This is a genomic window from Mesorhizobium sp. B2-4-6, assembly GCF_006442775.1.
GTDB lineage: Bacteria > Pseudomonadota > Alphaproteobacteria > Rhizobiales > Rhizobiaceae > Mesorhizobium.
On record NZ_VFVI01000001.1, the window covers coordinates 1,174,466 to 1,196,504 of the forward strand.

20 protein-coding genes are annotated in these 22,039 nt (G+C 64.5%); 10 read left to right on the forward strand and 10 right to left on the reverse strand.

Annotated elements, in window-relative coordinates; translation table 11 throughout:
• Window positions 1-44: 44 nt before the first annotated feature.
• Window positions 45-428 carry a RidA family protein gene (locus FJ957_RS05615; RefSeq protein ID WP_140678683.1) on the reverse strand — a complete coding sequence of 128 codons (384 nt, stop codon included), beginning with the start codon at window positions 426-428 and terminating at the stop codon, window positions 45-47.
• A 253-nt stretch (window positions 429-681) separates the two neighbouring features.
• Between FJ957_RS05615 and FJ957_RS05620 the strand changes: the two genes are divergently transcribed.
• From FJ957_RS05620 to FJ957_RS32140, 9 genes are all read left to right on the forward strand, one after another.
• A complete protein-coding gene (locus tag FJ957_RS05620) occupies window positions 682-1,686 on the forward strand; it encodes an ABC transporter substrate-binding protein (RefSeq protein WP_140829355.1) in 1,005 nt (334 codons plus the stop codon).
• Window positions 1,687-1,701: 15 nt separating this feature from the next.
• Entirely contained in the window at window positions 1,702-2,523 is an 822-nt protein-coding gene (locus FJ957_RS05625) for an ABC transporter ATP-binding protein (protein WP_140829357.1), read from the forward strand.
• The gene (locus FJ957_RS05630; protein WP_140829359.1) at window positions 2,510-3,361 is read left to right on the forward strand and encodes an ABC transporter permease; all 852 of its coding nucleotides are present in this window, start codon (window positions 2,510-2,512) and stop codon (window positions 3,359-3,361) included. The genes FJ957_RS05625 and FJ957_RS05630 overlap by 14 nt, the downstream gene beginning before the upstream one ends.
• A gap of 33 nt (window positions 3,362-3,394) precedes the next feature.
• On the forward strand, window positions 3,395-4,696 hold the full coding sequence (locus FJ957_RS05635) for a cytosine deaminase (protein WP_140829361.1): 1,302 nt from the start codon (window positions 3,395-3,397) through the stop codon (window positions 4,694-4,696).
• Window positions 4,696-6,099 (forward strand): FAD-binding oxidoreductase, encoded by a 1,404-nt coding sequence (locus tag FJ957_RS05640; RefSeq protein ID WP_140829583.1) that lies wholly within the window; start codon window positions 4,696-4,698, stop codon window positions 6,097-6,099. The genes FJ957_RS05635 and FJ957_RS05640 overlap by 1 nt, the downstream gene beginning before the upstream one ends.
• Window positions 6,099-6,680 carry an NAD(P)H-dependent oxidoreductase gene (locus FJ957_RS05645; RefSeq protein WP_181180502.1) on the forward strand — a complete coding sequence of 194 codons (582 nt, stop codon included), beginning with the start codon at window positions 6,099-6,101 and terminating at the stop codon, window positions 6,678-6,680. The genes FJ957_RS05640 and FJ957_RS05645 overlap by 1 nt, the downstream gene beginning before the upstream one ends.
• The gene (locus tag FJ957_RS05650; RefSeq protein WP_140829365.1) at window positions 6,680-7,267 is read left to right on the forward strand and encodes an NAD(P)H-dependent oxidoreductase; all 588 of its coding nucleotides are present in this window, start codon (window positions 6,680-6,682) and stop codon (window positions 7,265-7,267) included. Before FJ957_RS05645 ends, FJ957_RS05650 begins: the two co-directional genes overlap by 1 nt.
• A gap of 78 nt (window positions 7,268-7,345) precedes the next feature.
• Window positions 7,346-7,579: a hypothetical protein gene (locus tag FJ957_RS05655; protein ID WP_140829367.1), complete on the forward strand. Its 234-nt coding sequence runs from the start codon at window positions 7,346-7,348 to the stop codon at window positions 7,577-7,579.
• On the forward strand, window positions 7,576-7,761 hold the full coding sequence (locus tag FJ957_RS32140; RefSeq protein ID WP_246685769.1) for a type II toxin-antitoxin system RelE/ParE family toxin: 186 nt from the start codon (window positions 7,576-7,578) through the stop codon (window positions 7,759-7,761). Before FJ957_RS05655 ends, FJ957_RS32140 begins: the two co-directional genes overlap by 4 nt.
• A gap of 159 nt (window positions 7,762-7,920) precedes the next feature.
• On the opposite strand, the gene FJ957_RS05665 is transcribed toward FJ957_RS32140, so the two are convergent.
• The 5 genes from FJ957_RS05665 to FJ957_RS05685 all read right to left on the reverse strand — a co-directional run bounded on the left by FJ957_RS05665 (window position 7,921) and on the right by FJ957_RS05685 (window position 15,580).
• A complete protein-coding gene (locus tag FJ957_RS05665) occupies window positions 7,921-10,368 on the reverse strand; it encodes an FAD-dependent oxidoreductase (protein ID WP_140829369.1) in 2,448 nt (815 codons plus the stop codon).
• Complete coding sequence (locus FJ957_RS05670; protein ID WP_140829371.1) at window positions 10,365-11,546, reverse strand: pyridoxal phosphate-dependent aminotransferase; 1,182 nt, start codon at window positions 11,544-11,546, stop codon at window positions 10,365-10,367. Before FJ957_RS05670 ends, FJ957_RS05665 begins: the two co-directional genes overlap by 4 nt.
• Window positions 11,546-12,445 (reverse strand): homocysteine S-methyltransferase family protein, encoded by a 900-nt coding sequence (locus FJ957_RS05675; RefSeq protein WP_140829373.1) that lies wholly within the window; start codon window positions 12,443-12,445, stop codon window positions 11,546-11,548. The genes FJ957_RS05670 and FJ957_RS05675 overlap by 1 nt, the downstream gene beginning before the upstream one ends.
• Window positions 12,442-14,895 carry an FAD-dependent oxidoreductase gene (locus FJ957_RS05680; protein WP_140829377.1) on the reverse strand — a complete coding sequence of 818 codons (2,454 nt, stop codon included), beginning with the start codon at window positions 14,893-14,895 and terminating at the stop codon, window positions 12,442-12,444. Before FJ957_RS05680 ends, FJ957_RS05675 begins: the two co-directional genes overlap by 4 nt.
• A 97-nt stretch (window positions 14,896-14,992) precedes the next feature.
• Complete coding sequence (locus tag FJ957_RS05685) at window positions 14,993-15,580, reverse strand: XRE family transcriptional regulator (RefSeq protein ID WP_140829382.1); 588 nt, start codon at window positions 15,578-15,580, stop codon at window positions 14,993-14,995.
• A gap of 236 nt (window positions 15,581-15,816) precedes the next feature.
• Between FJ957_RS05685 and FJ957_RS05690 the strand changes: the two genes are divergently transcribed.
• Window positions 15,817-16,521 (forward strand): nitroreductase, encoded by a 705-nt coding sequence (locus FJ957_RS05690; protein WP_140646639.1) that lies wholly within the window; start codon window positions 15,817-15,819, stop codon window positions 16,519-16,521.
• A gap of 22 nt (window positions 16,522-16,543) precedes the next feature.
• On the opposite strand, the gene FJ957_RS05695 is transcribed toward FJ957_RS05690, so the two are convergent.
• From FJ957_RS05695 to FJ957_RS05710, 4 genes are all read right to left on the reverse strand, one after another.
• Window positions 16,544-17,986 (reverse strand): MFS transporter, encoded by a 1,443-nt coding sequence (locus FJ957_RS05695; protein ID WP_140829386.1) that lies wholly within the window; start codon window positions 17,984-17,986, stop codon window positions 16,544-16,546.
• Window positions 17,987-18,148: 162 nt separating this feature from the next.
• The gene (locus tag FJ957_RS05700) at window positions 18,149-18,736 is read right to left on the reverse strand and encodes a sarcosine oxidase subunit gamma (RefSeq protein WP_140829585.1); all 588 of its coding nucleotides are present in this window, start codon (window positions 18,734-18,736) and stop codon (window positions 18,149-18,151) included.
• A gap of 7 nt (window positions 18,737-18,743) precedes the next feature.
• Entirely contained in the window at window positions 18,744-21,752 is a 3,009-nt protein-coding gene (locus tag FJ957_RS05705) for a sarcosine oxidase subunit alpha (protein WP_140829391.1), read from the reverse strand.
• On the reverse strand, window positions 21,749-22,027 hold the full coding sequence (locus FJ957_RS05710; protein ID WP_140829394.1) for a sarcosine oxidase subunit delta: 279 nt from the start codon (window positions 22,025-22,027) through the stop codon (window positions 21,749-21,751). The genes FJ957_RS05705 and FJ957_RS05710 overlap by 4 nt, the downstream gene beginning before the upstream one ends.
• Window positions 22,028-22,039: the final 12 nt, after the last annotated feature.

Sequence of the window (22,039 nt, forward strand, 5' to 3'; positions counted from 1 at the left end):
GTCTGCTGTCCGGCCTGAGGTCTAAAGACTATCCCCTGCAACAGCTAGCCTGCTGCCAGAACTTCGACCTCGACCTTGAATTCCGGACGCGCAAAGCCGGAAACGATCATCAGCGTCGAGGCCGGCGCCGGGTCCGAAAACAAGCGGTTGCGGACATCCATATAGGCCTGCAGGTGTGCGCGGTCGGTGACGAAGGCGTTGATGCGAACGGTGTCGTTCAAGGTCAGCCCGGCTTCGCTCAGAATCGCGGCGATATTCTTGAAGCAGAGCTCGGCCTGGGCACCGGCGTCCTCGGGAACATGGTCGTCAGCCCCGATGCCCAGCTGTCCGGAGCACAGCACCAGCCGTTTTCCGGCGGGTATCTCAACGCCGTGGCTGTAGCGGGCGAAGGGCGGCTTGATCGTCTTGGGGGCGAGGTATTTCAGCATGGCATTCTCCTGTGCGCCCGCAGACTAAGGCTCGATTCATGAAACCTTCAAGATGCGGTGCATGCCGCCAGGGCGATTATGGACAGGCGTTCAAAAAATAGGCACGATGCCTCGCGTACAGCATGACCCTTCCGGTCTCGGCAATGACTGCCGCGCAAGCGGGCGGCCCGGGCGGTGGCATGTGTCTTGCTTCTTGAACCAATGGTGTCGAGCCCAGCGCGTTGCGCGCCGGAGCCAAGAGAGGGTGAGTTTTATGATCGGAAATGGGAAGGTCCTGGCGGGCTCGATCGCCTTGCTGGTGGCGGGCACGCTGAGCGCGGCCGCGAACGAGAAGGTGACGTTCGGCACCAACTGGCTGGCCGAACCGGAGCATGGCGGCTACTACCAGGCCGTTGCCGACGGCACCTATGCCGCCTGCGGCCTCGACGTCACCATCATGCAGGGCGGCCCGCAGGTCAGCGGCCGGCCGATGCTGCTTGCCGGCAAGATCGATTTCTATATGGGCGGCAATCTGCTTTCGGCCTTCGACTCGGTGCAGCAGGGCATTCCGATGCGTGTCGTCGCGTCCGACTTCCAGAAGGATCCGCAGGTCATCATGTCCCAGCCGGGGCAGGGGCTCGACAAGTGGGAGGATCTGAAGAACGCCGACCAGTACATCATGGGCGACGAGGGTGCGCAGACCTTCTTCCAGTGGATGGTTACCGATCTCGGCTTCGATGCCGCCAAGCGCGTGCCCTATACGTTCAATCCGGCGCCCTTCATCGCCAACAAGAAGTCGATCCAGCAAGGCTATGTGACGTCCGAGCCGTTCGCCGTGCAGAAGGAGGGCGGCTTCACGCCGAACCAGTTCCTGCTCGCCGACTATGGCTGGGATACGTATTCGACCACCATCGAGGTGATGCAGGATACGATCGACAAGCGGCCGGAGGTTGTGCAGTGCTTCGTCGATGGCTCGGCCAAGGGGTGGTATAAATACCTCTACGGTGACAACAAGGCCGCCAACGACATGATCAAGAAGGACAATCCGGACATGACGGAGGAGCAGATCGCCTTCTCGATCGAGCAGATGAAGAAGTTCGGCGTCGTCGATTCGGGCGATTCGGAAAAGCTCGGCATCGGCACGATGAACGAAGCCCGCATCCAGAGCTTCTACGACAAGATGGTCAAGGCCAAGGTCGCGCAGCCGGGTATCGACATCAAGAAGGCCTACACGCTGGCCTTCATCAACAAGGGTGTCGGGCTGGAGCTGAAGAAGTAAGGCGGCCTGCCTGAGATGATCCAGGAGAAAGTGGCTGAGACGCCGGCGGCATCGGGAGAGAGCCCGATGCTGCTATCGCTGCGCAATGTCGGCAAGGTCTTTTCCAACGGCGTGACGGCGCTGAGCAAGGTCGACCTTACGATCCGCGAGGGCGATTTCCTGAGCCTGCTCGGCCCTTCGGGCTGCGGCAAGTCGACGGCGCTCAGGCTGATCGCCGGCCTGTCGACGCCGACCTCCGGCCAGCTCGACTGGCGCGGCTCGATCGACCGCTCGAACACCGGCTTCGTCTTCCAGGAGCCGACGCTGTTGCCCTGGGCCAGCGTCTTCGACAATGTCTGGCTGCCGCTCAGGCTGAAGGGCGTGTCGCGCGCCAAGGCGGAGCCGACGGTGATGGAGATGCTGTCGCGCGTCCATCTCACCGGCTTCGAGAACGCCGTGCCGCGTGAGCTTTCGGGCGGCATGAAGATGCGCGTCTCGATCGCGCGGGCCATGGTGACCAAGCCGCGCATCCTTCTGATGGACGAGCCCTTTGCCGCGCTCGACGAGATCACCCGCTTCAAGCTCAACAACGACCTTCTGGAGCTTTGGCAGGACGAGCGCTTCACCGTCGTCTTCGTCACCCACAGCGTGTTCGAAAGCGTGTTCCTGTCCAGCCGCGTCGTCGTCATGGCCGCGCGTCCGGGCCGCGTCCATGGCGAGCTCGCCGTCGATGCGCCTTATCCGCGTGACGAAGCGTTCCGCACCTCGCCGGACTATGCCGCGCTTTGCCGGCAGGCCTCGGACGTGCTGGTCGACGCCATCAACTCAACCGCCGGACCGCGCCATGACGACCCTTGAAGACGCCACGTTGAAGCTCGATCCCGAAGAGGCGCACCGCGCCCGCCAGGAGCGGCTGGAGCGCATCGGCAGATGGGTGCTGCCGCTGGCGATCATGGTGTTGGCGATCGTGCTGTGGGATCGCATCTGCGTCTGGAACGAGATCCCGCAATATATCCTGCCGCGGCCGGGAGTGGTCCTGCAGACACTGCACAACGACGCGGGGCTGTTGTTCTCGTCGCTCTTGGTGACGCTCAGGATCACCTTCCTCAGCTTGGCTCTCGCCGTGATCGGCGGCGTCGGGCTGGCGGTGCTGTTCGCGCAATCGAAATGGGTGGAGATGTCGTTCTTCCCCTTCGCCATCGTGCTGCAGGTGACGCCGATCGTCGCCATCTTCCCGCTGATCAATATCTATGTGAACAACCAGACCGTCAAACTGCTGCTCTGCGCCTGGATCGTCGCCTTCTTCCCGATCCTGTCGAACACCACGCTCGGCCTGAATTCGGTCGACCGCAATCTGCGCGACCTGTTCAAGCTCAACGGCGCGACGCGCTGGCAGCAATTGCGCTATCTGCGCCTGCCGGCGGCGATGCCCTATTTCCTCGGCGGGCTGAAAATCGCCGGGGGCCTGTCGCTGATCGGCGCGGTGGTGGCCGAATTCGTCGCCGGCGCGCAGGGGCAGTCGTCCGGGCTTGCATCGCGCATCATCGAGGCCGGCTATCGGCTCAACGCGCCCCGCCTGTTTGCAGCACTCATCCTGATCTCGCTGACCGGCATATTGATCTTCCTGGTGCTGTCGCTGGTGTCGCATCTCATCCTGCGTCGCTGGCACGAGAGCGCGCTGGAGCAGGAGCGCTAGGGTGGTTCGTCTCGTCACCCAAGGGAGTTGCAGTTGATTCCGGACAATGCGTCATACCGGCTTGCGAATGTCCGGCTGCATGCATCGCTGACGCCCGGCCTCGCCGCGGCCTTCGACAGCGACGGCTTCGCGCTTGCCGACATCTCTGTCGCCGACGGCAAGATCTCCAGCATTGCCTCGCATGGCAAATCGAAGCTCCCGGCCGACGCGATCGACCTCGCGGGCCGGATCGTGCTGCCCTGCTTCGTCGACTGCCACACCCATATCGACAAGGGCCATATCTGGCCGCGAAAGCCCAATCCCGACGGCACCTTCATGGGCGCGCTCAATGCCACCGGCACCGATCGCGCCGCGCGCTGGAGCGCCGAGGACGTCGCGCGCCGCATGGATTTCTCGCTGCGCTCAGCCTATGCGCATGGCACCAAGGCCGTGCGCACGCATCTCGACAGCGTGCCGCCGCAAGAGGAGATCTCCTGGCCGGTGTTCGAAACGATGCGGGAGAGATGGCGCGGCAGGATCGACCTGCAGGCGGCCTGCCTGCTCGGCATCGAAGGCGTGCGCGACAAGAAATGGTTCGAGAAATTGGCGAAACGCGTCGCCGCGGCGAAGGGGGTGCTTGGCGTCGTCACCTATATGGTGCCCGATCTCGAGGAACTGCTCGACCAGGTTTTCGCCCAGGCGATCAAGCACGGGCTCGACCTCGACTTCCATGCCGACGAGACCGACGATGTCGCGGCCATCTCGTTGAAGAAGATCGCCGAGGCGTCGCTGTGGAACGGCTTCGAGGGCAACATCCTGGTCGGCCATTGCTGCTCGCTTGCGCGCCAACCGGACCTCGAGGTTCTCGACACGCTGGATAAGGTGGCTAAGGCAGGGCTCGCCATTGTGTCGCTGCCGATGTGCAACCTCTATCTGCAGGATCGCCGCAACAACGAGACGACGCCGCGCTGGCGCGGCGTGACGTTGCTGCACGAGATGAAGGCGCGCGGCATCAAGGCGGCGGTGGCCTCCGACAACACGCGCGACCCGTTCCACGCTTACGGCGATCTCGACATGCTGGAAGTCTACCGCATGGCGACTCGCATCCTGCATTTCGATCATCCGGTCGGCGACTGGCCTAGGGCGGTGGCGGCGACGCCGGCCGAGGTGATGCGGCTCGACGGCGCCGGCGTGCTCGTTGCCGGAGGCAGCGCCGACTTCATCGTCTTCAAGGGCCGCAGCTGGACCGAATTGCTGTCGCGGCCCGAATCGGATCGCATCGTGGTGCGCGACGGCAGGGCGATCGAACGCCAACTGCCCGACTATGCCGAACTCGACGAACTGATGGTGGGATGATGGATATCGCAGTGCTGAAGCGCGATCTCGACGGGATCAAGGTCGACGACCATCCGGCCATCGTCCAGCAGAAGAGCCGCGACTTCTACTGGTACAGCCCGGTGCTGAAGGCGCAACTCGACCATGTCACCGGCGATCTGATCGTCACGCCGAAGAACGAGGACGAAGTCATTCGCGTGCTTGCCGCGTGCCACAAGCACGGCGTCCCGGTAACGCCGCGCGGCAGCGGCACCGGCAATTACGGGCAGGCCATGCCGCTGTCGGGCGGCGTGGTGCTCAACCTCGCCGAGATGAACGAAATCAAGACGATCGCGCCGGGGCGGGTGGTGACCGGGCCGGGCGCAATCCTTGCCGACATCGACAAGGCGACGCGGGCGCATTCCGGGCAGGAGCTCAGGCTCTCGCCCTCGACCTACAACACCGCCTCGATCGGCGGCTTCATCGCCGGCGGCTCAGGCGGCGTCGGCTCGATCAATTTCGGCGGCCTGCGCGATTTCGGCAATGTTCTGCGCCTGCGCGTCGTCACCATGGAGGCCGAGCCGAAGGTGCTCGAGCTCACCGGCGAGGACCTGCACAAGGTCACGCATGCCTATGGCACCAACGGCATCATCACCGAGGTCGAGATGCCGCTGACCGCGGCTTATGAGTGGGTCGACGTGATCGTCGGCTTCGACAGTTTCATGGCCGCCGCCCGCTATGGCAACGCGCTGGCCTGCCAGGACGGCATCCTGACCAAGCTGATCACGCCGATCGCCGCACCCGTGCCGCAGCTCTATTTCAAGCGGCATCAGAAGTTCCTGCGCGAGAAGCAGAGCGTCTGCGTCGTCATGGTGGCGCGGCATGGGCTCGACGCCTTCCTGGCCTTCACCCGGCGCGCCGGCGGCGAGGTCATGTTCAGCGCGGCAACCGCGACGGATGAGGACAAGAAGGGCCTGCCGCCTGCCTATGAGCTGGCCTGGAACCACACGACGCTGAGGGCGCTGCGCGTCGACCCGTCGGTCACCTATCTGCAGTCGCTTTATCCGTTTCCCAACCAGCTGGCGTTGGTCGAGAAGATGGACGCGATGTTCCCGGGCGAGGTGTTCTCGCATCTGGAATTCGTGCGGCTCGACGGCAACATCACCTGCTTCGGCCTGCCGCTGGTCAAGTTCACCACCGAGGCGCGGCTAGACGAGATCATCCGCCTGCACGAGGAGAATGGCTGCCCGATCTTCAACCCGCATCGCTACACGCTGGAGGAGGGCGGCATGAAGCAGACCGACGAGATCCAGCTCGCCTTCAAGCGTGAAACCGATCCGCAGGGCCTGCTCAATCCCGGCAAGATGATCGCCTGGGAAAACCCGGACTACGACTATCGCTCCGGCCGGACCTTCCTGTTCAAGGGCCTGCAAAAGGCGAGTTGATGAACATCCTCGTGCTCTTCGCGCATCCGGTGGAGACCAGCTTCAACGCCGGCCTGCACCGGACGATCGTCGAGCGGCTCGCCGCGGCGGGTCATGCTGTCGACGATTGCGACCTCTACGCCGAGGATTTCGATCCGCGGCTGACGCGCGCCGAGCGGCTCGGCTACCACGACCCGCGCGGGCCGGACGACGCGGTCGCCGGCTATGTGGAGAGGCTCCAGAGGGCCGAGGCGCTGGTGCTGTGTTTCCCGGTCTGGAATTACGGTTATCCGGCGATCCTGAAGGGCTTTTTCGACCGGGTCTTCCTGCCCGGCGTGTCGTTCAAGCTGGTCGACGGCAAGGTGCGGCCGACGCTGCACAATATCCGTAAAATGGCGGCCATCACCACCTATGGCGGCAGCCGTTTTCGCGCCATGCTGATGGGCGACCCGCCGCGCAAGATCGTGAAGCGTATGCTGCGGGCCACGATCAAGCCCGGCGCTTCCGTCTCCTATCTCGCGCATTATTCGATGAACCTCTCCACCGACGAGACGCGCGACGCCTTCATGGCGAAGGTCTCGGCGACGATGGACGCCTTCTGATGCGCGTGTTGGTGGTCTATTGCCATCCGGTGCCGGAAAGCTATTGCGCGGCGATCCGCGATACTGCTGTCGAGGTGCTGAAGGCAAAGGGTTGCGATGTAAGATTGCTCGACCTCTATGCCGAGAATTTCGACCCGGTGATGCGCTGCGAGGAGCGGCGCTTCTACAACGACCGGGCGCCGGAAGACCCGGCGCTGACACCGCATTTCGAACATCTGCGATGGGCGCAGGCGATCCTCTTCATCTATCCGACCTGGTGGTATGGCCTGCCGGCGATGCTGAAGGGCTGGTTCGACCGGGTCTGGGCGACCGACATCGCCTTCCAACTGCCGGCCGGTAAGGGGCGGATCAAGTCGTTGATGACGCATGTCACCAAGGTCGGCGTCATCACCACCTGCGGCGCGCCGACCTGGTGGAGCGTGGTCGTCGGCCAGCCCGGCCGCAAGACCATCCTGCGCGGCATGCGGGCGCTGTGCGCCACGCGTTGCAAGACGTTCTTCCTGGCGCATTATCTGATGGATGCCTCGACGCCGAAGAGCAGGGCGGCGTTTTTGATCAAAGTTCAAAGGACGCTGGAGCGGTTTTAGGGGACTTCGACTTTCCTGTGGGATCGCGCCGAACGAGTTTGCCTTTTTTTATGCGGAAATGAAGTGCATATTAGAGGCATGACCAAGCTCTTCGAACATGCTGTCCAACGTGTCCGCACCTTGCCTCCTGAATTGCAGGACGAGTATGCGCCTGTCCTCTTGCGGCTCGCGGGTGATGAGGGGGACGAACCTGTTCATCAACTGGGCCGAGAGGAAAAAGCCTCGCTCGCAATGTCCCGGGCGCAGGCCGCGCGCGGTGAATTTGCAACCGACGAGGAAGTCCGTGCTATTTGGGCGAAGCACGGCCTGTGAAGCTTCGTTATACGCTGGCGGCGTTAGCCGAGTTAGATGAAGTTCTCGGCAATATCGCATTGCAGTCACCCAGAGGAGCGAAGCGGATCCAAGCTAGGCTCCATGCGGTCATCAATTTATTGCTTGAACATCCGCTAAGCGGCGGCGCTACAGACGAAAGCCGATGCGCCGGATCGTCGTGAGACCTTATCCTATCTGATCTACTACGAGCCTTCAGCCGACGAAATCGTGATTATCGGTATTCGTCATGGTGCTCGCGATCCCTCAACCATGCCGGACAAGTAACAACGGTCGCGTGGTCACGCCTGCGGCAATCCTGTCCGAAGTGAACAGAAGAAAGGCTACATCCTTACCCGTTCCGCCTTAGGATCGTACATCGGCTTCAACGACGCCTCCGCCGCGAAGCGCTCACCGGCGATCTCGACCTCGTAGGATGAGGCAAGCACGTCCGCCTCGCTTTCGCCCTCGCACGGCACGTAACCCAGGCCGATCGCGCCGCCGAGATGGTGGCCGTAATTGCCGGAGGTGATCGGGCCGACGATCTTGCCGTCGCGCAGGATCGCCTCGTTGTGGAAGAGCAGGGGCTCAGGGTCTTTCAGGCGGAACTGCACCAGCCGGCGTGATAGGCCAGCTTCCTTCTTCCTGAGCACCGCATCGCGGCCGATAAAGCCTGCTTTGCTCGTCTTCACCGCGAAGCCCAGTCCGGCCTCCAGCACATTGTCCTCGTCGGTGATATCGTGGCCAAAATGGCGGAAGGCCTTTTCGATGCGGCAGGAATCGAGCGTATGCAGGCCGCAAAGCTTCAGGCCGACATCGGCGCCGGATTCAGCGATCGCCTCGAAGACGTGGGCGGCCTGCTCCGTCGAGACATAGAGTTCCCAGCCAAGCTCGCCGACATAGGTGACGCGATGCGCTCGGGCGAGGCCTATGCCGATCTCGATCTCCTGGAAAGTGCCAAACGGATTGGCTTCGTTGGAAAAATCGTTCGGGCTGACCTTCCGGATCAGGTTTCGCGCTTCCGGTCCCATCAGGCAGATGACGGCTTCGGCGGCGGTCACGTCGGTGATGACGACGAATTCGTCGGCGACATGCTTGCGCAGCCAGGCAAGGTCGCGCTGCAAGGTGGCGCCCGGCACGACCAGGAAATAGGCCGTCTCCGACAGCCGCGTCACGGTGAGGTCGCTCTCGATGCCGCCGCGCTGGTTGAGCATCTGCGTGTAGACGATCTTGCCGAGAGCCACGTCCATGTCGTTGGCGCAAAGCCGCTGCAGGAACGCGCAGGCATCGCGGCCTTCGACGCGGATCTTGCCGAAGGAGGTCATGTCGAACAGGCCGACGCCGTTGCGCACGGCCAGATGCTCCTCGCGTTGGTTGTCGAACCAGTTCTGCCGCTTCCACGAATAGCGGTATTCGCGCTCCTGGCCATCGCGCGCGAACCAGTTGGCGCGCTCCCAGCCCGCCACCTCGCCGAAGACGGCGCCGCGCGCCTTCAAATGTTCATGCAAAGGCGAGCGGCGCACACCGCGCGAGGTCGCCATCTGGCGATAGGGGAAATGGTCGGCGTAGAGCAGGCCGAGCGTTTCCGACACGCGCTCCTTGAGATAGCGGCGGTTCTTCTGGAAGGGCTGGGCGCGGCGGATGTCGACTTCCCAAAGGTCGAAGGGCGCCTCGCCGTCGTTGATCCATTGCGCCAGCGCCATGCCGGCGCCGCCCGAGGAGACGATGCCGATCGAATTGTAGCCGGTCGCCATCCAGTAGCCGGCAAGTTCCGGCGCCTCGCCGAGATAGTAGCGATCGTCGGGGGTAAAACTCTCCGGACCGTTGAAGAAGGTGTGGATGCCGGCGGTGCCCAGCATCGGCATGCGGTTGACGCCCATTTCGAGGATCGGCTCGAAATGATCCATGTCCTCGGGCAACTGGTCGAAGCAGAAATCCTCGCGGATGCCGTCCATGCCCCAGGGCTTCGCCACCGCCTCGAAGGCGCCGAGCATCATCTTGCCGGCGTCCTCCTTGTAGTAGGCGCACTCGTCCGGCACACGCAGCACCGGCAGGCGGGACAGGCCGGGAATCGGCTCGGTGACGAGATAGAAATGCTCGCAGGCATGCAGCGGGATGGTGACGCCGTTCTGTCGGCCGAGCTCGCGCGCCCACATGCCGGCGCAGTTGACGACGATGTCGGTTTCGGTCGTGCCTTGCTCTTCGCCCTGCGCCCAGGAGACGCCGGAGACGCGGCCATTCTTCGTGTGGACCTTGGTGACCTTGACATTCTCGATGATCGTCGCGCCGCGCTGGCGCGCGCCCTTGGCCAGCGCCATGGCGATGTTGGCCGGATCGCACTGGCCGTCGAGCGGCAAATGCACCGCGCCGACCACGTCCGAGACGTTGAGGTGCGGGTACATCTCCTTGACTTCGCTCGGCGAGATCTCGCGCACGTCGACATCGAAGGCGCGGGCGAGCGATGCCTGCCGATAGATCTCGTGCTTGCGCTCTTCGGTCAGCGCGACGGTGATCGAGCCGACCTGGCGCATGCCGGTGCCGACATCGGTCTCGGCCTCGAGCTTGACGTAGAGGTCGGCCGAATATTTCGCCAGCCGCGTCATGTTCTGCGAGCCGCGCAACTGGCCGATCAGTCCGGCCGCATGCCAGGTGGTGCCTGAGGTGAGCTGCTTGCGCTCAAGCAGCACGATGTCGGTCCAGCCGAGCTTGGCCAGATGATAGGCGACCGAGCAGCCGGAGACGCCGCCACCGATGATGACGGCGCGGGCTTTGCTGGGGATGGTCTTGGTCATGCGGCCTCGCGGCGGTAGTTGGAAGCGAAGCGGCGCACGCGAAGCGCTGCTTCCTTGAGGATGGGCTCGGGCTGGCAGAGGCTGATGCGGATGTGGCCGGCGGCGGCCTCGCCGAAGCTCGATCCGGGCATGACGCCGACCTTTTCCTTGTCGAGCAGCGCCCAGGCGAATTTCTCGTCGTCGGGCTCGACGGCGGAGACATCGAGCATGATGTACATGCCGCCTTCGGAGCCGCGCACGGTGACTTCATTGGCGCCGCGTATGGCGTCGAGGAAGACGGTGCGTCGCGCGGCATAGCGCTCGGCGATGTCCTTCACGCCATAGTGGTTCTCCAACGCCTCGGCGCAGGCGATCGAGATGAAGGCCGGAAGACCGTAGGTCGTGACCAGATTGAGGTCGGTCATCAGCGCGATCATCGCTTTCGGCCCGGTCAGCCAGCCCATGCGCCAGCCGGTCATGCCGTGGCTCTTCGACATGGAGTTGATGACCAGCGTGCGCTCGGCCATGCCGGGCAGCGAGCGCGGCGAGATATGCTCGCCGCCGCCAAGCGTCCAGTAGACCTCGTCCGACAGCAGCCAGAGATCATGTTCCTTGCAGATTTCGGCCAGTTGCTCGAGCCGTTCGCGCGAGTAGACGGCGCCGGTCGGGTTGTTCGGCGTGTTGATCAGTATGGCGCGGGTGTTGGGCTTGAGCGCGGCGCGAATCACTTCCGCGCGGGGTTGAAACCCATCTTCGGCGGGCGTCTCGACAACGGTGAAACTGGCGCCCGCGGCGCTGAAGGTGTTCGGGTAGGTGGCGTAATAGGGGGCGACGACGATTGCGTGGTCGCCCGCGTCGAGCACGCCCTGCACGGCGGCATAGAGCGCCCCCTGGCCGCCGGCCGTGGCGATGACTTCGTCGGGTTCCGTCAGGACGCCGGCGCAAGCGGTGGAGGCCGCGGCCATCGCCTTGCGCAGGCGCGGTAGGCCGGGCAGCGGCGTGTAGTGATGGTTGCTGCCGCGCACGGCGGTCACGCAAGCCTCGATCGTTTCAGACGGCGTGTCGAAGTCGTGGTCGCCGACCGAGAGCACGATGATGTCTTCGCCGGCCTGCTTGCGATTCCAGGCGGCGAAATGAACCTCCCAACCATCCTTGCCGGAAGGCACGATGGCAGTAATGCGCTTTGACGGCTTTGGCATCAGGAAACTCCCGAAATCTGGTGGCCGGCCCGCATGAGCTTGTCGCGCAGGGCGGCGATATGGGCGGGGCCGACCTCGCAGCAGCCGCCGACAATGCCGGCGCCGGCATCGACCCAGCCGATAGCCTGGTCGGCATAGTCTTGCGGATCGAGATCATGGCGGGCGTGCAGCACCTCGACCGTGCCGCCATGCTTCAATGCCTCGACCGAGGTGAAGCCATTGGCATAGGCGCCCACCGCTCCACCCAGCGCGACGAGTTCGGGCAAGGCGGCGGCAATGGCTTCGGGCCGGCAGCAGTTGAGTAGCCGCGCCGCGACCGGCAGGTCGCCGAGAGCGTTGACGGCGGCAGCAATGGTTTCGCCGCTGCGCAGGCGCGGTGTGCCATGATCGGCGAGCGTCCAGGACACCCAAACCGGCTTGCCGCTTTCGGATGCCGCGGTGACGGCCGCGCGGGCCTCCTCGGCGGAAGCCATCGTCTCGCACAGGAACAGATCGACGCCGTCGGCCTGCTCGGCGACGATGCGGCGATAGATATCGAGCGTCTCTTCGAAGGAGATGGTCAGCGCCGGCGCGTAGCTTCCGAACAGAGGCGACAGGCAGCCGGCTATGGCTGCGTCGCCCGCTTCGTCGCGAGCCTGCCTCGCCAGTTCGATGCCGCGCTTCTGCAACGGCTTGAACAGATCTTCGGCGCCCTCGCGCGCCAGGCGTTCCGGCGTTGCCGAATAGGTGTTGATGGTGATGACACGTGCGCCGGCACGGATGAATTCCGCGTGCAGGTCGCGCACCAGGTCCGGCTCGTCGATCAGCACCCTGGCCGACCATAACGGCGTCGGCTCGGACCTGCTGCGCCGGACCAGTTCCTGGCCCATGCCGCCATCGGTGAGGATGACGGAGGTCATGCCCGCAACCTCTCGTTCTTCGGATCCCACAGCGGCTCGTCGTTCTGGACGACGGCCTTGAAGCGATCGCCAAAAATCTCGATTTCGATGGCCGTGCCCGGCTGCGTGAGATCGGCGCGCAGCATGCCAAGCGCAATCGACTTGCCGACCCGGTGGCCCCAGCCGCCCGACGTCGTCTCGCCGACGATGCTGCCGCCGTGCCACAGCGCCGACATATAGGGCGCGTCGCAATCGCCGGGATTTTCGACGACCAGCGTGACGAAACGCTTCTTCACGCCCTGCTGCTTTTCATTGAGCAAAGCCGCCTTGCCGCGGAAGTCGGGCTTGTCCCATTTGACGAAGCGCTCCAGGCCGCCCTGCAGGATCGAATAGTCGGTCGAGAGATCGCCCTTCCAGGCGCGGTAGCCTTTCTCCAGCCGCAGCGAATCCAGCGCATACATGCCGAAGGGTTTCAGCCTGTGCCTCTGGCCGGCGGCCCAGACGGCATCGAAGACGGCCGTCGTGTCGGCGACCTTGGTGTGGATCTCCCAGCCGAGCTCGCCGGCGAAGGAGACGCGCACCAGTTTCGCCCAGCGTCCGGCGATAGTCGTGTCCTGATGCGTCAGCCAGGGCAGCGTCAAGTCCGCCTCGCAAACCTCGGCCAGGATCTTGCGCGAGTTCGGGCCGGCGAGGATCTGGGTCGAGTATTCCTCCGTCCGGTCGGTCAGCGTGAAGGCTGCGTCGGCCGGCATGCGCGACTTCAGCCATTCGAAATCGTGCCATTGCGCCACCGCCGCGGTGATCAACGTCATCTGGTCCTCGCCATGGCGTACCACCGACATTTCGGTAACGATGCGGCCCTTGTCGTCGGCGAAATAGACGAGGCCGATGCGGCCGGGCTTCGGCACCAGGCCTGTGACCTGCCTTGCCAGCCAGTCGGCCGCGCCCGCACCTTCGAGGTTGAAGCGCGAGAAGCCGGGCAGGTCGAGGATGCCGGCGGCATCGCGCACCGCGAGGCATTCTTCGCGCACCGCGCGGTGCCACGGACCTTCGCGGCGGAAGGTGAGGGTGGATTCTTCCGATGTGTCGTCGCCGGGCTTCGCATACCAGGTGGCGCGCTCCCAGCCATTATAGGCGTCGAACTGGCCGCCCAGCGCCTTGATGCGCTCATGCAGCGGCGAATGCTTGCGGTCGCGCCCCTCCGGCCAGGCATGACGCGGGAACTGGATGGCGTATTCATTGCCGTAGATCTCCATGCCCTTGGCGACGCAATAGTCGGGGGCCGAGGCAAAGCTCGTGAACCGGCGCGGATCGCAGGACCACATATCCCATTCGGTCTGGCCCTCGGTGACCCACTCGGCCAGCACCTTGCCGGCGCCGCCCCCTTGTGCGATGCCGAAGGTGAAGACGCAGGCCTCGAAGGCATTCGGCACGCCGGGCATCGGCCCGATCAGCGGGTTGCCGTCCGGCGCGTAGGGGATCGGCCCGTTGATCACCTTGGAGAGGCCGGCGGTGCCGAGGATCGGCACGCGAGCCACGGCATCGGCGAGGTAGTGCTCGAGGCGGTCGAGATCGTCGGGGAAAAGCTGGAAGGAAAAATCCTCCGGCATCGGATCGTTGTGGGTCGCCCAATGCGCGCGGCAATTGCGCTCATAGGGGCCGAGATTCATGCCGGTCTTTTCCTGGCGCAGATAATAGGACGTATCGACGTCGCGCAGCAGCGGCAGTTTCTTGCCCTGTTCCTTCGACCATGCGGCGAGCTCGGGGATTTCCTCGAACAATATGTACTGATGGCTCATCACCATCATCGGCACTTCGCGGCCGAACATCTTTCCGACTTCGGCGGCGCGGTAGCCGGCCGCGTTGATGACGATCTCGCAGCGGATTTCGCCCTGTGGGGTGGTAACCACCCATTCGCCGTTCTCGCGGCGCACGCCGGTGACCGGGCAGAAGCGGATGATTTTCGCGCCCATGTCGCGCGCGCCCTTGGCGAGCGCCTGGGTCAGCTGCGCCGGGTCGATGTCGCCGTCGCTCGGATCATAGAGCGCGCCCTTCAGCTCATGCGTCTCGATGAAGGGGTAGCGGCGCTTGATCTCATCGAGACCGACGACGTCGATGTCCATGCCTTGGTAGCGGCCCATGCCCTTGGCGCGCTGGAATTCCTGCATGCGCTCATTGCTATGAGCAAGCCGGAGCGAGCCGGTGACATGGTAGTTCATCGGATAGTCGACGGCTTCGGCCAGACCCCGGTAAAGCTCGGTCGAGTAGCGCTGCATGTTCATCAGCGACCACGACGAGGAAAAGGTCGGCACGTTGCCGGCGGCATGCCAGGTCGAGCCGGAGGTCAGCTCGTTCTTTTCCAGAAGCACGCAATCGGTCCAGCCGGCCTTGCAGAGGTGGTAGAGCGATGAGCAGCCGACGACACCGCCCCCGATGATCACCACGCGTGCCGTGGTCGGCAAACCCGCCATGTTCTTCCTCCAACTCAAAGCGCGACACGTCGGGCTTTGCTTCCTGTTGATGCATGCCGCCCAAAACCGCTGGGCACTTTCGGGCGGCATGCAATGTTCAATAGACAGGCGGCGAAACCACCCAAATGACGACCGCTGCCTCGACGCCAGGATTGCGCCAGCGAAACGGCTTGCCCTCGAAGCGGAACGAATCGCCCTCGCCGAGACGATGCCAGACGCCGTCGATCTCGATCTCGAACGTGCCCGACGCGACGTAGCCTGCTTCTTCCGTCGGGCGGCGCGCTTCGGTCTTCAGCTCCGCGCCCGGCGCGAAGACCGAGCGCAGCATCTCGAAGCTACCGCCGAGGTCGGGCGACAGAAGCTCCTCCACCAGGCCGGATTCACTTGTGCCAAGCGAACGGCGGCTGCCGGCGCGCACGACCACGCCGCGCTCCTGCTCGACAGGCACATCATGGCTGAAGAACAGGCTGACCGGAACGTCGAAGAGGCTGGCGAATGCCCTCAAGTCGCCGAGCGAGGGAACCGAGAGGCCGCGCTCGACCTGGCTGACCCAGCCGACCGAACGGCCTAACTTGAGCGCAATTTCAGCGAGCGTGAGGCCGCGCGCTTTGCGGAGCGCACGGATGTCGCCGGCCAGCAGCCGGTCACCATTGTCCTGCTCCGATTTGGTCGCGGTCGGGGTCAAAGGTTACTCGTGAAAAAATCCGGATAAATTTCATGAGAGGGTAAAATCATGAAAAAATCAAGGAGATTTTCATAGGCCACAAGATTTGCTTGCGCGTTTTCGGCGGTTGATGCAAAGGCTCGCGCACGAGCGGCGAGTGGGGCGTCCGGTCGGGGACCAGTTTTAGCTTATAGTCTGCGGATGGTCGTTAAGGAAACCGGGTTGCGGGTTTCTGGCCATGCCGAAAGGGACGACCCATGCTTGAGAAGAACATCCGGATCGCGTCGGATGCCGAGATCGTGGATGAGGCGATCATGTCGCGCCGGTCGGTGCGCGCCTTCCTGCCCGATATGGTCGATGACGACACGATCCGCGCGATCCTGGCCGTCGCCGCGCGCGCGCCGTCCGGTACCAACATGCAGCCCTGGCGCGTCTATGTGACCAAGGGCGAGGTCAAGCAGCGCATCAGCGACGCCATCCTCAATTCCGGCATCCGCGCTGAAAAGGCGGAGTGGGACGAGTACCGCTACTATCCCGACCAGTTCTTCGAACCATACCTCACGCGCCGCCGCGCCAACGGCTTCGGCCTCTATGGCGTGCTGGGCATCGGCCGCCGCGAGGTCGACAGGATGCGAGCCCAGCACGACCGCAACTTCATCTTCTTCGACGCGCCGGTCGGCATGATCTTCACGATCGACCGGAGATTGAACCAGGGGTCGTGGATCGACTACGGCATGTTCCTGCAGAACATCATGGTGGCGGCGCGGGGCAGGGGGCTGCATACCTGCCCGCAGGCGGCCTTCGCGCCCTATCACCGCCAGATCAGGCCGGTGCTCGGTATCCCTGACGAGGAGATCGTCGTCTGCGGCATGGCGCTCGGCTATGAGGACACGTCGAAGCCCGAAAACGAGTTCCGCACCGACCGCGCGCCGCTCGAGGACTGGGTAAGCTTCGCGGAATAATGACGCCGAGTTTCTCGGTCGGCTAATCGGTGCTCATATGCGCGCCGTGCCCGCTGACATGGGCGCCGTCCTGCGGCGTCAGCCTGAGATAAGCCGACAGCGCGCAAAGCGTGATCAGCCCTTCGATGACGAACAGGATGCGATAGTCGTTGACGCTGGCCTTGCCGCCGCCGGCAAGCAGCGACAGCAGCGCAGCGGCGAGGCCGACGCTGATCGCCACCGCAAGCTGCCACAAGATGTAATAGAGCGCGCTGAAGCGCGCGAGTTGCTCCGGCGCAATGTCCGAATAGGAAAGGTTGCCGGTCGAGGCCCATTGCACGGAACGGAAGACGCCGAAGGCGAAGATGTAGGCCAGGACGATCCAGGCCGGCAGGCTCTCCTGCATCAGGGCAAAGCCCGCGACCAGCAAAGCGACGATCGGCGTGTTGGTGACCAGCACGCGCCTGAAACCGAAGCGGTTCAACAGGCGAGGCATGAAGAAGCGCATCATCAACGACCCGATCGCGGCGACGAAGGTCAGCGACCCGGCCTGCACGGCGCTCATGCCGAAGCCGAGCTGGAACATCAGCGGCAGCAGGAAAACGACCGAGCTCAGGCCGATCGTGTCGAGGGCGCCGCCGGTGAGGAAGGAGATGCGGAAGGTGCGGATGCGCAGCAGGTTGAGATCGAGCAGCGGGTTGCGGGCGCGCAGGCAATAGAAGGCGGCAACCGCCAGGATGACGATCGCCAGGCCAAGCTCGATGCCGATGAGACTGCTTGCGGCATCCTTGGCGGCAAGCGAATCCATGCCGAAGACCAGCAGCCCCATGCCGCTGCCGACAAGCAGGAAGCCCGGAAAATCGAATGGGGTGCGGACCGGCTTGGTCGTCGTGGGAAACATGGAGGCGGCCAGCATCGCGGCGGTCAGCGCGATCGGGATGTTGATGTAGAAGATCCAGCGCCAGGAGACGTAGGTGGTGAGCGCGCCGCCGACGAGCGGGCCGACCAGCGGCCCGGATTGGCCGGCCAGCGAGATATACATGTTGATCTTCAGTGTGCGGTCGCGCGGGAAGCTCGACAGGATCACGACCTGGCCAAGCGTGCCCATCAGCGCGCCGCCGCAGCCTTGCAAGGCGCGCGAGCCGACCAGCATCCAGATGTTTTCCGAAAGGCCGCACAGGGCCGAAGCGCCAGCAAAGACGAGCAGCGCGAAGCAATAGACGTTGCGCAGGCCGAAGCGGTCGGCCAGCCAGCCGCCGAGCGGCATGGTGACGATAAGGCTCGCGACATAGACCGTGATCAGCAGGCCAAGCTGGCTTGGCGGGCGATCGAGGCTCTCGCCGATGCCGGGCAGCGCGGTCACCACGACATTCTGGTCGAGGCTGGTCATGAACACGCCGCAGGCGACGGTCGCCGGCAACAGCATCGACGGACCCTCCGCCGGAGCAAAGCGGGTCGTGGCCGTCGCCGAAGTCTCAACAGTCATGGAAGGGTATGGTCGAACTGGTTGCCTGAGCGGACGTTTGCCCTGGCAAACGCCGATGATTCCTATCTATCGTCCCTGCTGGCCCAACGCTCAAGCAGCAGTTGTAATCGTCCGTAGTGCCAGATGCCGGCGGGAACCAATTCCTGATCTTGTCGCGCCGGGCTATTGCACTTCGTAACCGACTTCCTCCGAGGCGTGGCACAAGGCCTTCCAGAAGGAGCGCGCGAAAGAGCGGAACACGTAGATGTCGAACTGGTCGGCGCCTGTGCGCTGGATCTGCGCGAAGACGTCGTGATGGTTGGTCGAACGTCCAGCGCCGAGTGGGAAGGCCGGCAATGCGAAGTCGATGGCGAAGAATTTCGCCATTACCCATTCGGCCTTCGGGCCGGCGATGCGGATCGCGGTGCGGCCGTGCGACAGGTCAGTGAGAGTGCCGATGGCCGGCGTGATCGATCCGGCAAAGGCCTGAGCCAGGCCTTCGGCCTCGTCCACCACGGTGAATTTCCCCGGCGCGAAGCCGAAAACGGCGCGGGCGCCGCTGCTCACGCCGCCGCCGGCGCCGTCGGGCAGCGCGAGCCCGGTGACCTTGCGGACAATTTCGATCAGCCGCTTCTCTTCGCCCGGCCATGCGGCGATCTGCAGGATCGAGCCCGGCCGCGTCTCGGACAAGATGACATCGACGCCATGTTCGAAATTGCCGTGCGACCCCGGATGGTAGTCTGGCTCGAGCGGCGATTGGCGTTCGGGCAACTGGTGCTCAGCCATGCATGCGGCTCCCGTCCGGATCGTAGAAATGGTTGGAGACGATCTCGATCGGCCCGAACCGGTTGCGCAGCGGGTCCGAGACGAACGCGCGGGTCCCGTGACGCGCCTTGCCGCCCTTGACCAGGGCCAGCGCGATATATTTGCCCAGCGCCGGCGAATAGCAGCAGGCGGTGATGTGACCGAGCGAGTCGTGCGGATTGGCCTCGTCCAGTTTCTCGACGATATGTCCGCCGCCGTTGAGCGGCCGGTTGTCGAGCGCGATGAGGCCGACCAGCTCGAGCCGGTCGGGGGCGATCAGGCCTTCCCGGTCCATCATGGCCGAGCCGATAAAGGGCTTCTTCTTCGACAGCATCCAGTCGAGATGGAGGTCGCGCGCCGTGGTGCGGCCGTCGATCTCGGCGCCGGTGACATGGCCCTTCTCGATGCGCATCGTGCCCAGCGCCTCGAGCCCGTAGGTGACCAGGCCGAAAGGCTTGCCGGCCTCGATCAGGGCTTCCCAGACGCGGGTGCCGTAGCCGGCGCCGGAATAGACCTCGAACGCCATTTCGCCGGAGAAGGACAGCCGGCAGATCATCACCGGAATGCCGGCGATCCGGCCATGGACGATGCCCATGAAGGGCAGGGTGGCGTTGTCGACGGCGGTGCCGCTGACGCAGGAGGCAAGGATGGCGCGCGCGTTCGGTCCGCCGATCGCCGCGCCCGCCCATTCGTCGGTAACGGAGCTGACGGTGACCTTTAGCTCCGGCCAGATGACGTCGAGGAAATATTCCAGATGCTGCATCACCTTGCCGGCATTGGCGGTGGTGGTGGTCATCAGGAATTCCTGCTCGCCAAGCCGCCAGGTGGTGCCGTCGTCGAAGGCAAGCCCGTCCTCGCGCAGCATCAGACCGTAGCGGGCCTTGCCGACCGCGAGTGTGGAAAACATGTTGGTGTAGACGCGGTCGAGGAACTCGGCCGCGTCGGGCCCCTGCACCGCGATCTTGCCCAGCGTCGAGACGTCGACGATGCCGGCGCTTTCGCGTGTCGCTTTCGCTTCGCGGACATAGGCCTGCTCGACCGTCTCGCCGGCAAGGCCGTAGATCATCGGGCGGTACCAGAGGCCGGCCGAATACATCCTCGCGCCATTGGCGACGTGCCAGTCATGCATCGGCGTCAGCCGTTCCGGCTTGAGGTCGCCGAAGCGTTCGGCGGCCAAGGAGCCGATCGACACCGCCGTGTAAGGCGGCCGGAAGCGCGTCGTGCCGACTTCGGGGATCGGCTTGCCGAGCGCCTCGGCCATGATGGCAAGGCCGGGCACATTGGAGTTCTTGCCCTGGTCGGTCGCCATGCCGAGCGTGGTGTAGCGCTTCAGATGCTCGACCGAGACGAAGCCTTCGCGATGCGCCAGCCGCACGTCCTCGGCGGTCACGTCGTGCTGGAAGTCGACAAAGCTCTTGCCCTTGGCCTTGATCTCGAAGACCGGCGCCGGGTCGGGATCGCCGGGGGCCGCCTCGACGACGGGCAGGGGAGCGGATGACGCTGCACCGCCAGCCGCCTGAAGGCCGGCCGCGCGGCCTTCGGCGATGGCTTCAGCAGTCGAAAAACTGCCGGTGAAGGCGCCGGCGCCAATCCATTGCTGATTTGGCCCGCGCTGGGTCGGCTTCGGTGGCAGGAAGGCCTGCCGGGCCGGGTTCCATTCGGCCTTCGCTCCGGCCTGGCTGGCGAGATGAATGGTCGGCGACCAGCCGCCGGACATCAGAAGGCTGTCGGCATGGATGCTGCGTTCGTCGCCGCTCAGCGCACCGCTCATGGCGTCGAAACGCTGCACCTTGAGGCCGGTGAGGCCCTTGCCGCCCTCGGTCGCAATCACGGCATGGCCGGCAAGCAGTTCGGCCTCGGCTTCGCTCGCCAGCTGGCGCATTTCGTTCGAGACGTCGCTTCGGACATCGACGATGGCAACGACAGCGGCGCCGGCCTTCCTGAAGGCGACAACCGATCGATAGGCGCTGTCATTGTTGGTGAGGAGCGCGATGCGCTGTCCCGGCAACACGCCATATTCATTGACGTAGCGTTCCGCCGCATGCGCCAGCATGACACCAGGGCGGTCGTTGCCCGGGAACACCAGCGGCCGCTCGAAGGAGCCGGTGGCGAGAACCACGGTGCCTGCGCGGATCGCCCAGTAGCGCTGGCGCGGCTCGCCCTTGGCGGCCACTTCCTTGTGGTCGGTCACGCGTTCGAGCGCGGCCAGCGTGTTGCCGTCGTAATAACCCCACACCGTCGTGCGCGGCAAAAGGCGCACATTGTCGTTGCCTTCGAGCTGCCCAACGGTGCGCTGGGCCCAGTCGGCGGCAGGCATGCCGTCGATGGTTTCGCCCGACCAGTTGGCGGAGCCGCCGAAGTTGGCTTCGAGATCGGCGAGGATGATGCGAGCGCCCTGGTCGGCGGCGGCCTTTGCGGCCATCAGGCCGGCCGGACCGGAGCCGACGACCAGCACGTCGCAAAAAGCGTTCATGCGCTCGTAGCGCGCCGGATCGGGCGCGGTGCCAGCCTTGCCGAGGCCGGCTGCGCGACGGATGAAATGCTCGCAGAACATCCAGAAGCGCGTGCCCTTCAGCGGGCCGATCACCGGCCCCATGAAGGTCTTGTAGTAGAAGCCGGACGACAGGATCTTGCCGCCGAGCTGGTTGATCGCGCTTACATCCCAGGCAAGCGAAGGCGTGCGGTTCTGGCTGACGACGACGAGACCGTCATAGATCTCGACCATGGTGGCCGGGATGTTCGGCTCGCGCACTTCGCCGCGCAGCACCGTCACCAGCGCGTTCGGCTCCTCGACGCCGGCGGCAAGCAGACCGCGCGGGCGGTGATATTTGAAGGAGCGGCCGAACAGCGTCACGCCGTTGGCGAGCAGCGCCGAGGCCAGCGTGTCGCCGGCATGGCCGGTGTAAGGCGCGCCGTCGAAGGTGAAGCGGATGGTGCGCAGCCGGTCGATCCGGCCGCCGGTCTCCGTGCGGCGAGGGCTCACGAGCGGCCCTCCGCTTTGTGGCCGCCACGAGCGAATGCGGTGCTCAGGATCTCATGCGTGACGGTGTTGCGCACGACCCTCAGATGCGCGCGGCAGCCGCCGGAATGCTGCCAGATCTCGTTGTGATCGCCGGCCGGGTTCAGCCGGTCGTAGACATAGGCGTTCCAAGCGTCGAGGTTCTGCGAGGCCGGCTGCGGCCGCTCGCGGTTACCGTCGCCCTGATAGGTGAATTCGATGACGTCGCGCGGGCCGCAATAGGGACAGGTGATCAACATTTTTATGTATCT

What these genes read in the sequence shown, in the direction of transcription:
- FJ957_RS05620 (WP_140829355.1), top strand. Translation starts at nt 682, where the DNA reads ATGATCGGAAATGGGAAGGTCCTGGCGGGCTCGATCGCCTTGCTGGTG.
- FJ957_RS05645 (WP_181180502.1), top strand. Translation starts at nt 6,099, where the DNA reads ATGAACATCCTCGTGCTCTTCGCGCATCCGGTGGAGACCAGCTTCAAC.
- FJ957_RS05640 (WP_140829583.1), top strand. Translation starts at nt 4,696, where the DNA reads ATGGATATCGCAGTGCTGAAGCGCGATCTCGACGGGATCAAGGTCGAC.
- FJ957_RS05615 (WP_140678683.1), bottom strand. Translation starts at nt 428, where the DNA reads ATGCTGAAATACCTCGCCCCCAAGACGATCAAGCCGCCCTTCGCCCGC.
- FJ957_RS05630 (WP_140829359.1), top strand. Translation starts at nt 2,510, where the DNA reads ATGACGACCCTTGAAGACGCCACGTTGAAGCTCGATCCCGAAGAGGCG.
- FJ957_RS05690 (WP_140646639.1), top strand. Translation starts at nt 15,817, where the DNA reads ATGCTTGAGAAGAACATCCGGATCGCGTCGGATGCCGAGATCGTGGAT.
- FJ957_RS05655 (WP_140829367.1), top strand. Translation starts at nt 7,346, where the DNA reads ATGACCAAGCTCTTCGAACATGCTGTCCAACGTGTCCGCACCTTGCCT.
- FJ957_RS05625 (WP_140829357.1), top strand. Translation starts at nt 1,702, where the DNA reads ATGATCCAGGAGAAAGTGGCTGAGACGCCGGCGGCATCGGGAGAGAGC.
- FJ957_RS05650 (WP_140829365.1), top strand. Translation starts at nt 6,680, where the DNA reads ATGCGCGTGTTGGTGGTCTATTGCCATCCGGTGCCGGAAAGCTATTGC.
- FJ957_RS05710 (WP_140829394.1), bottom strand. Translation starts at nt 22,027, where the DNA reads ATGTTGATCACCTGTCCCTATTGCGGCCCGCGCGACGTCATCGAATTC.
- FJ957_RS05680 (WP_140829377.1), bottom strand. Translation starts at nt 14,895, where the DNA reads ATGGCGGGTTTGCCGACCACGGCACGCGTGGTGATCATCGGGGGCGGT.
- FJ957_RS05695 (WP_140829386.1), bottom strand. Translation starts at nt 17,986, where the DNA reads ATGACTGTTGAGACTTCGGCGACGGCCACGACCCGCTTTGCTCCGGCG.
- FJ957_RS05670 (WP_140829371.1), bottom strand. Translation starts at nt 11,546, where the DNA reads ATGCCAAAGCCGTCAAAGCGCATTACTGCCATCGTGCCTTCCGGCAAG.
- FJ957_RS05675 (WP_140829373.1), bottom strand. Translation starts at nt 12,445, where the DNA reads ATGACCTCCGTCATCCTCACCGATGGCGGCATGGGCCAGGAACTGGTC.
- FJ957_RS05665 (WP_140829369.1), bottom strand. Translation starts at nt 10,368, where the DNA reads ATGACCAAGACCATCCCCAGCAAAGCCCGCGCCGTCATCATCGGTGGC.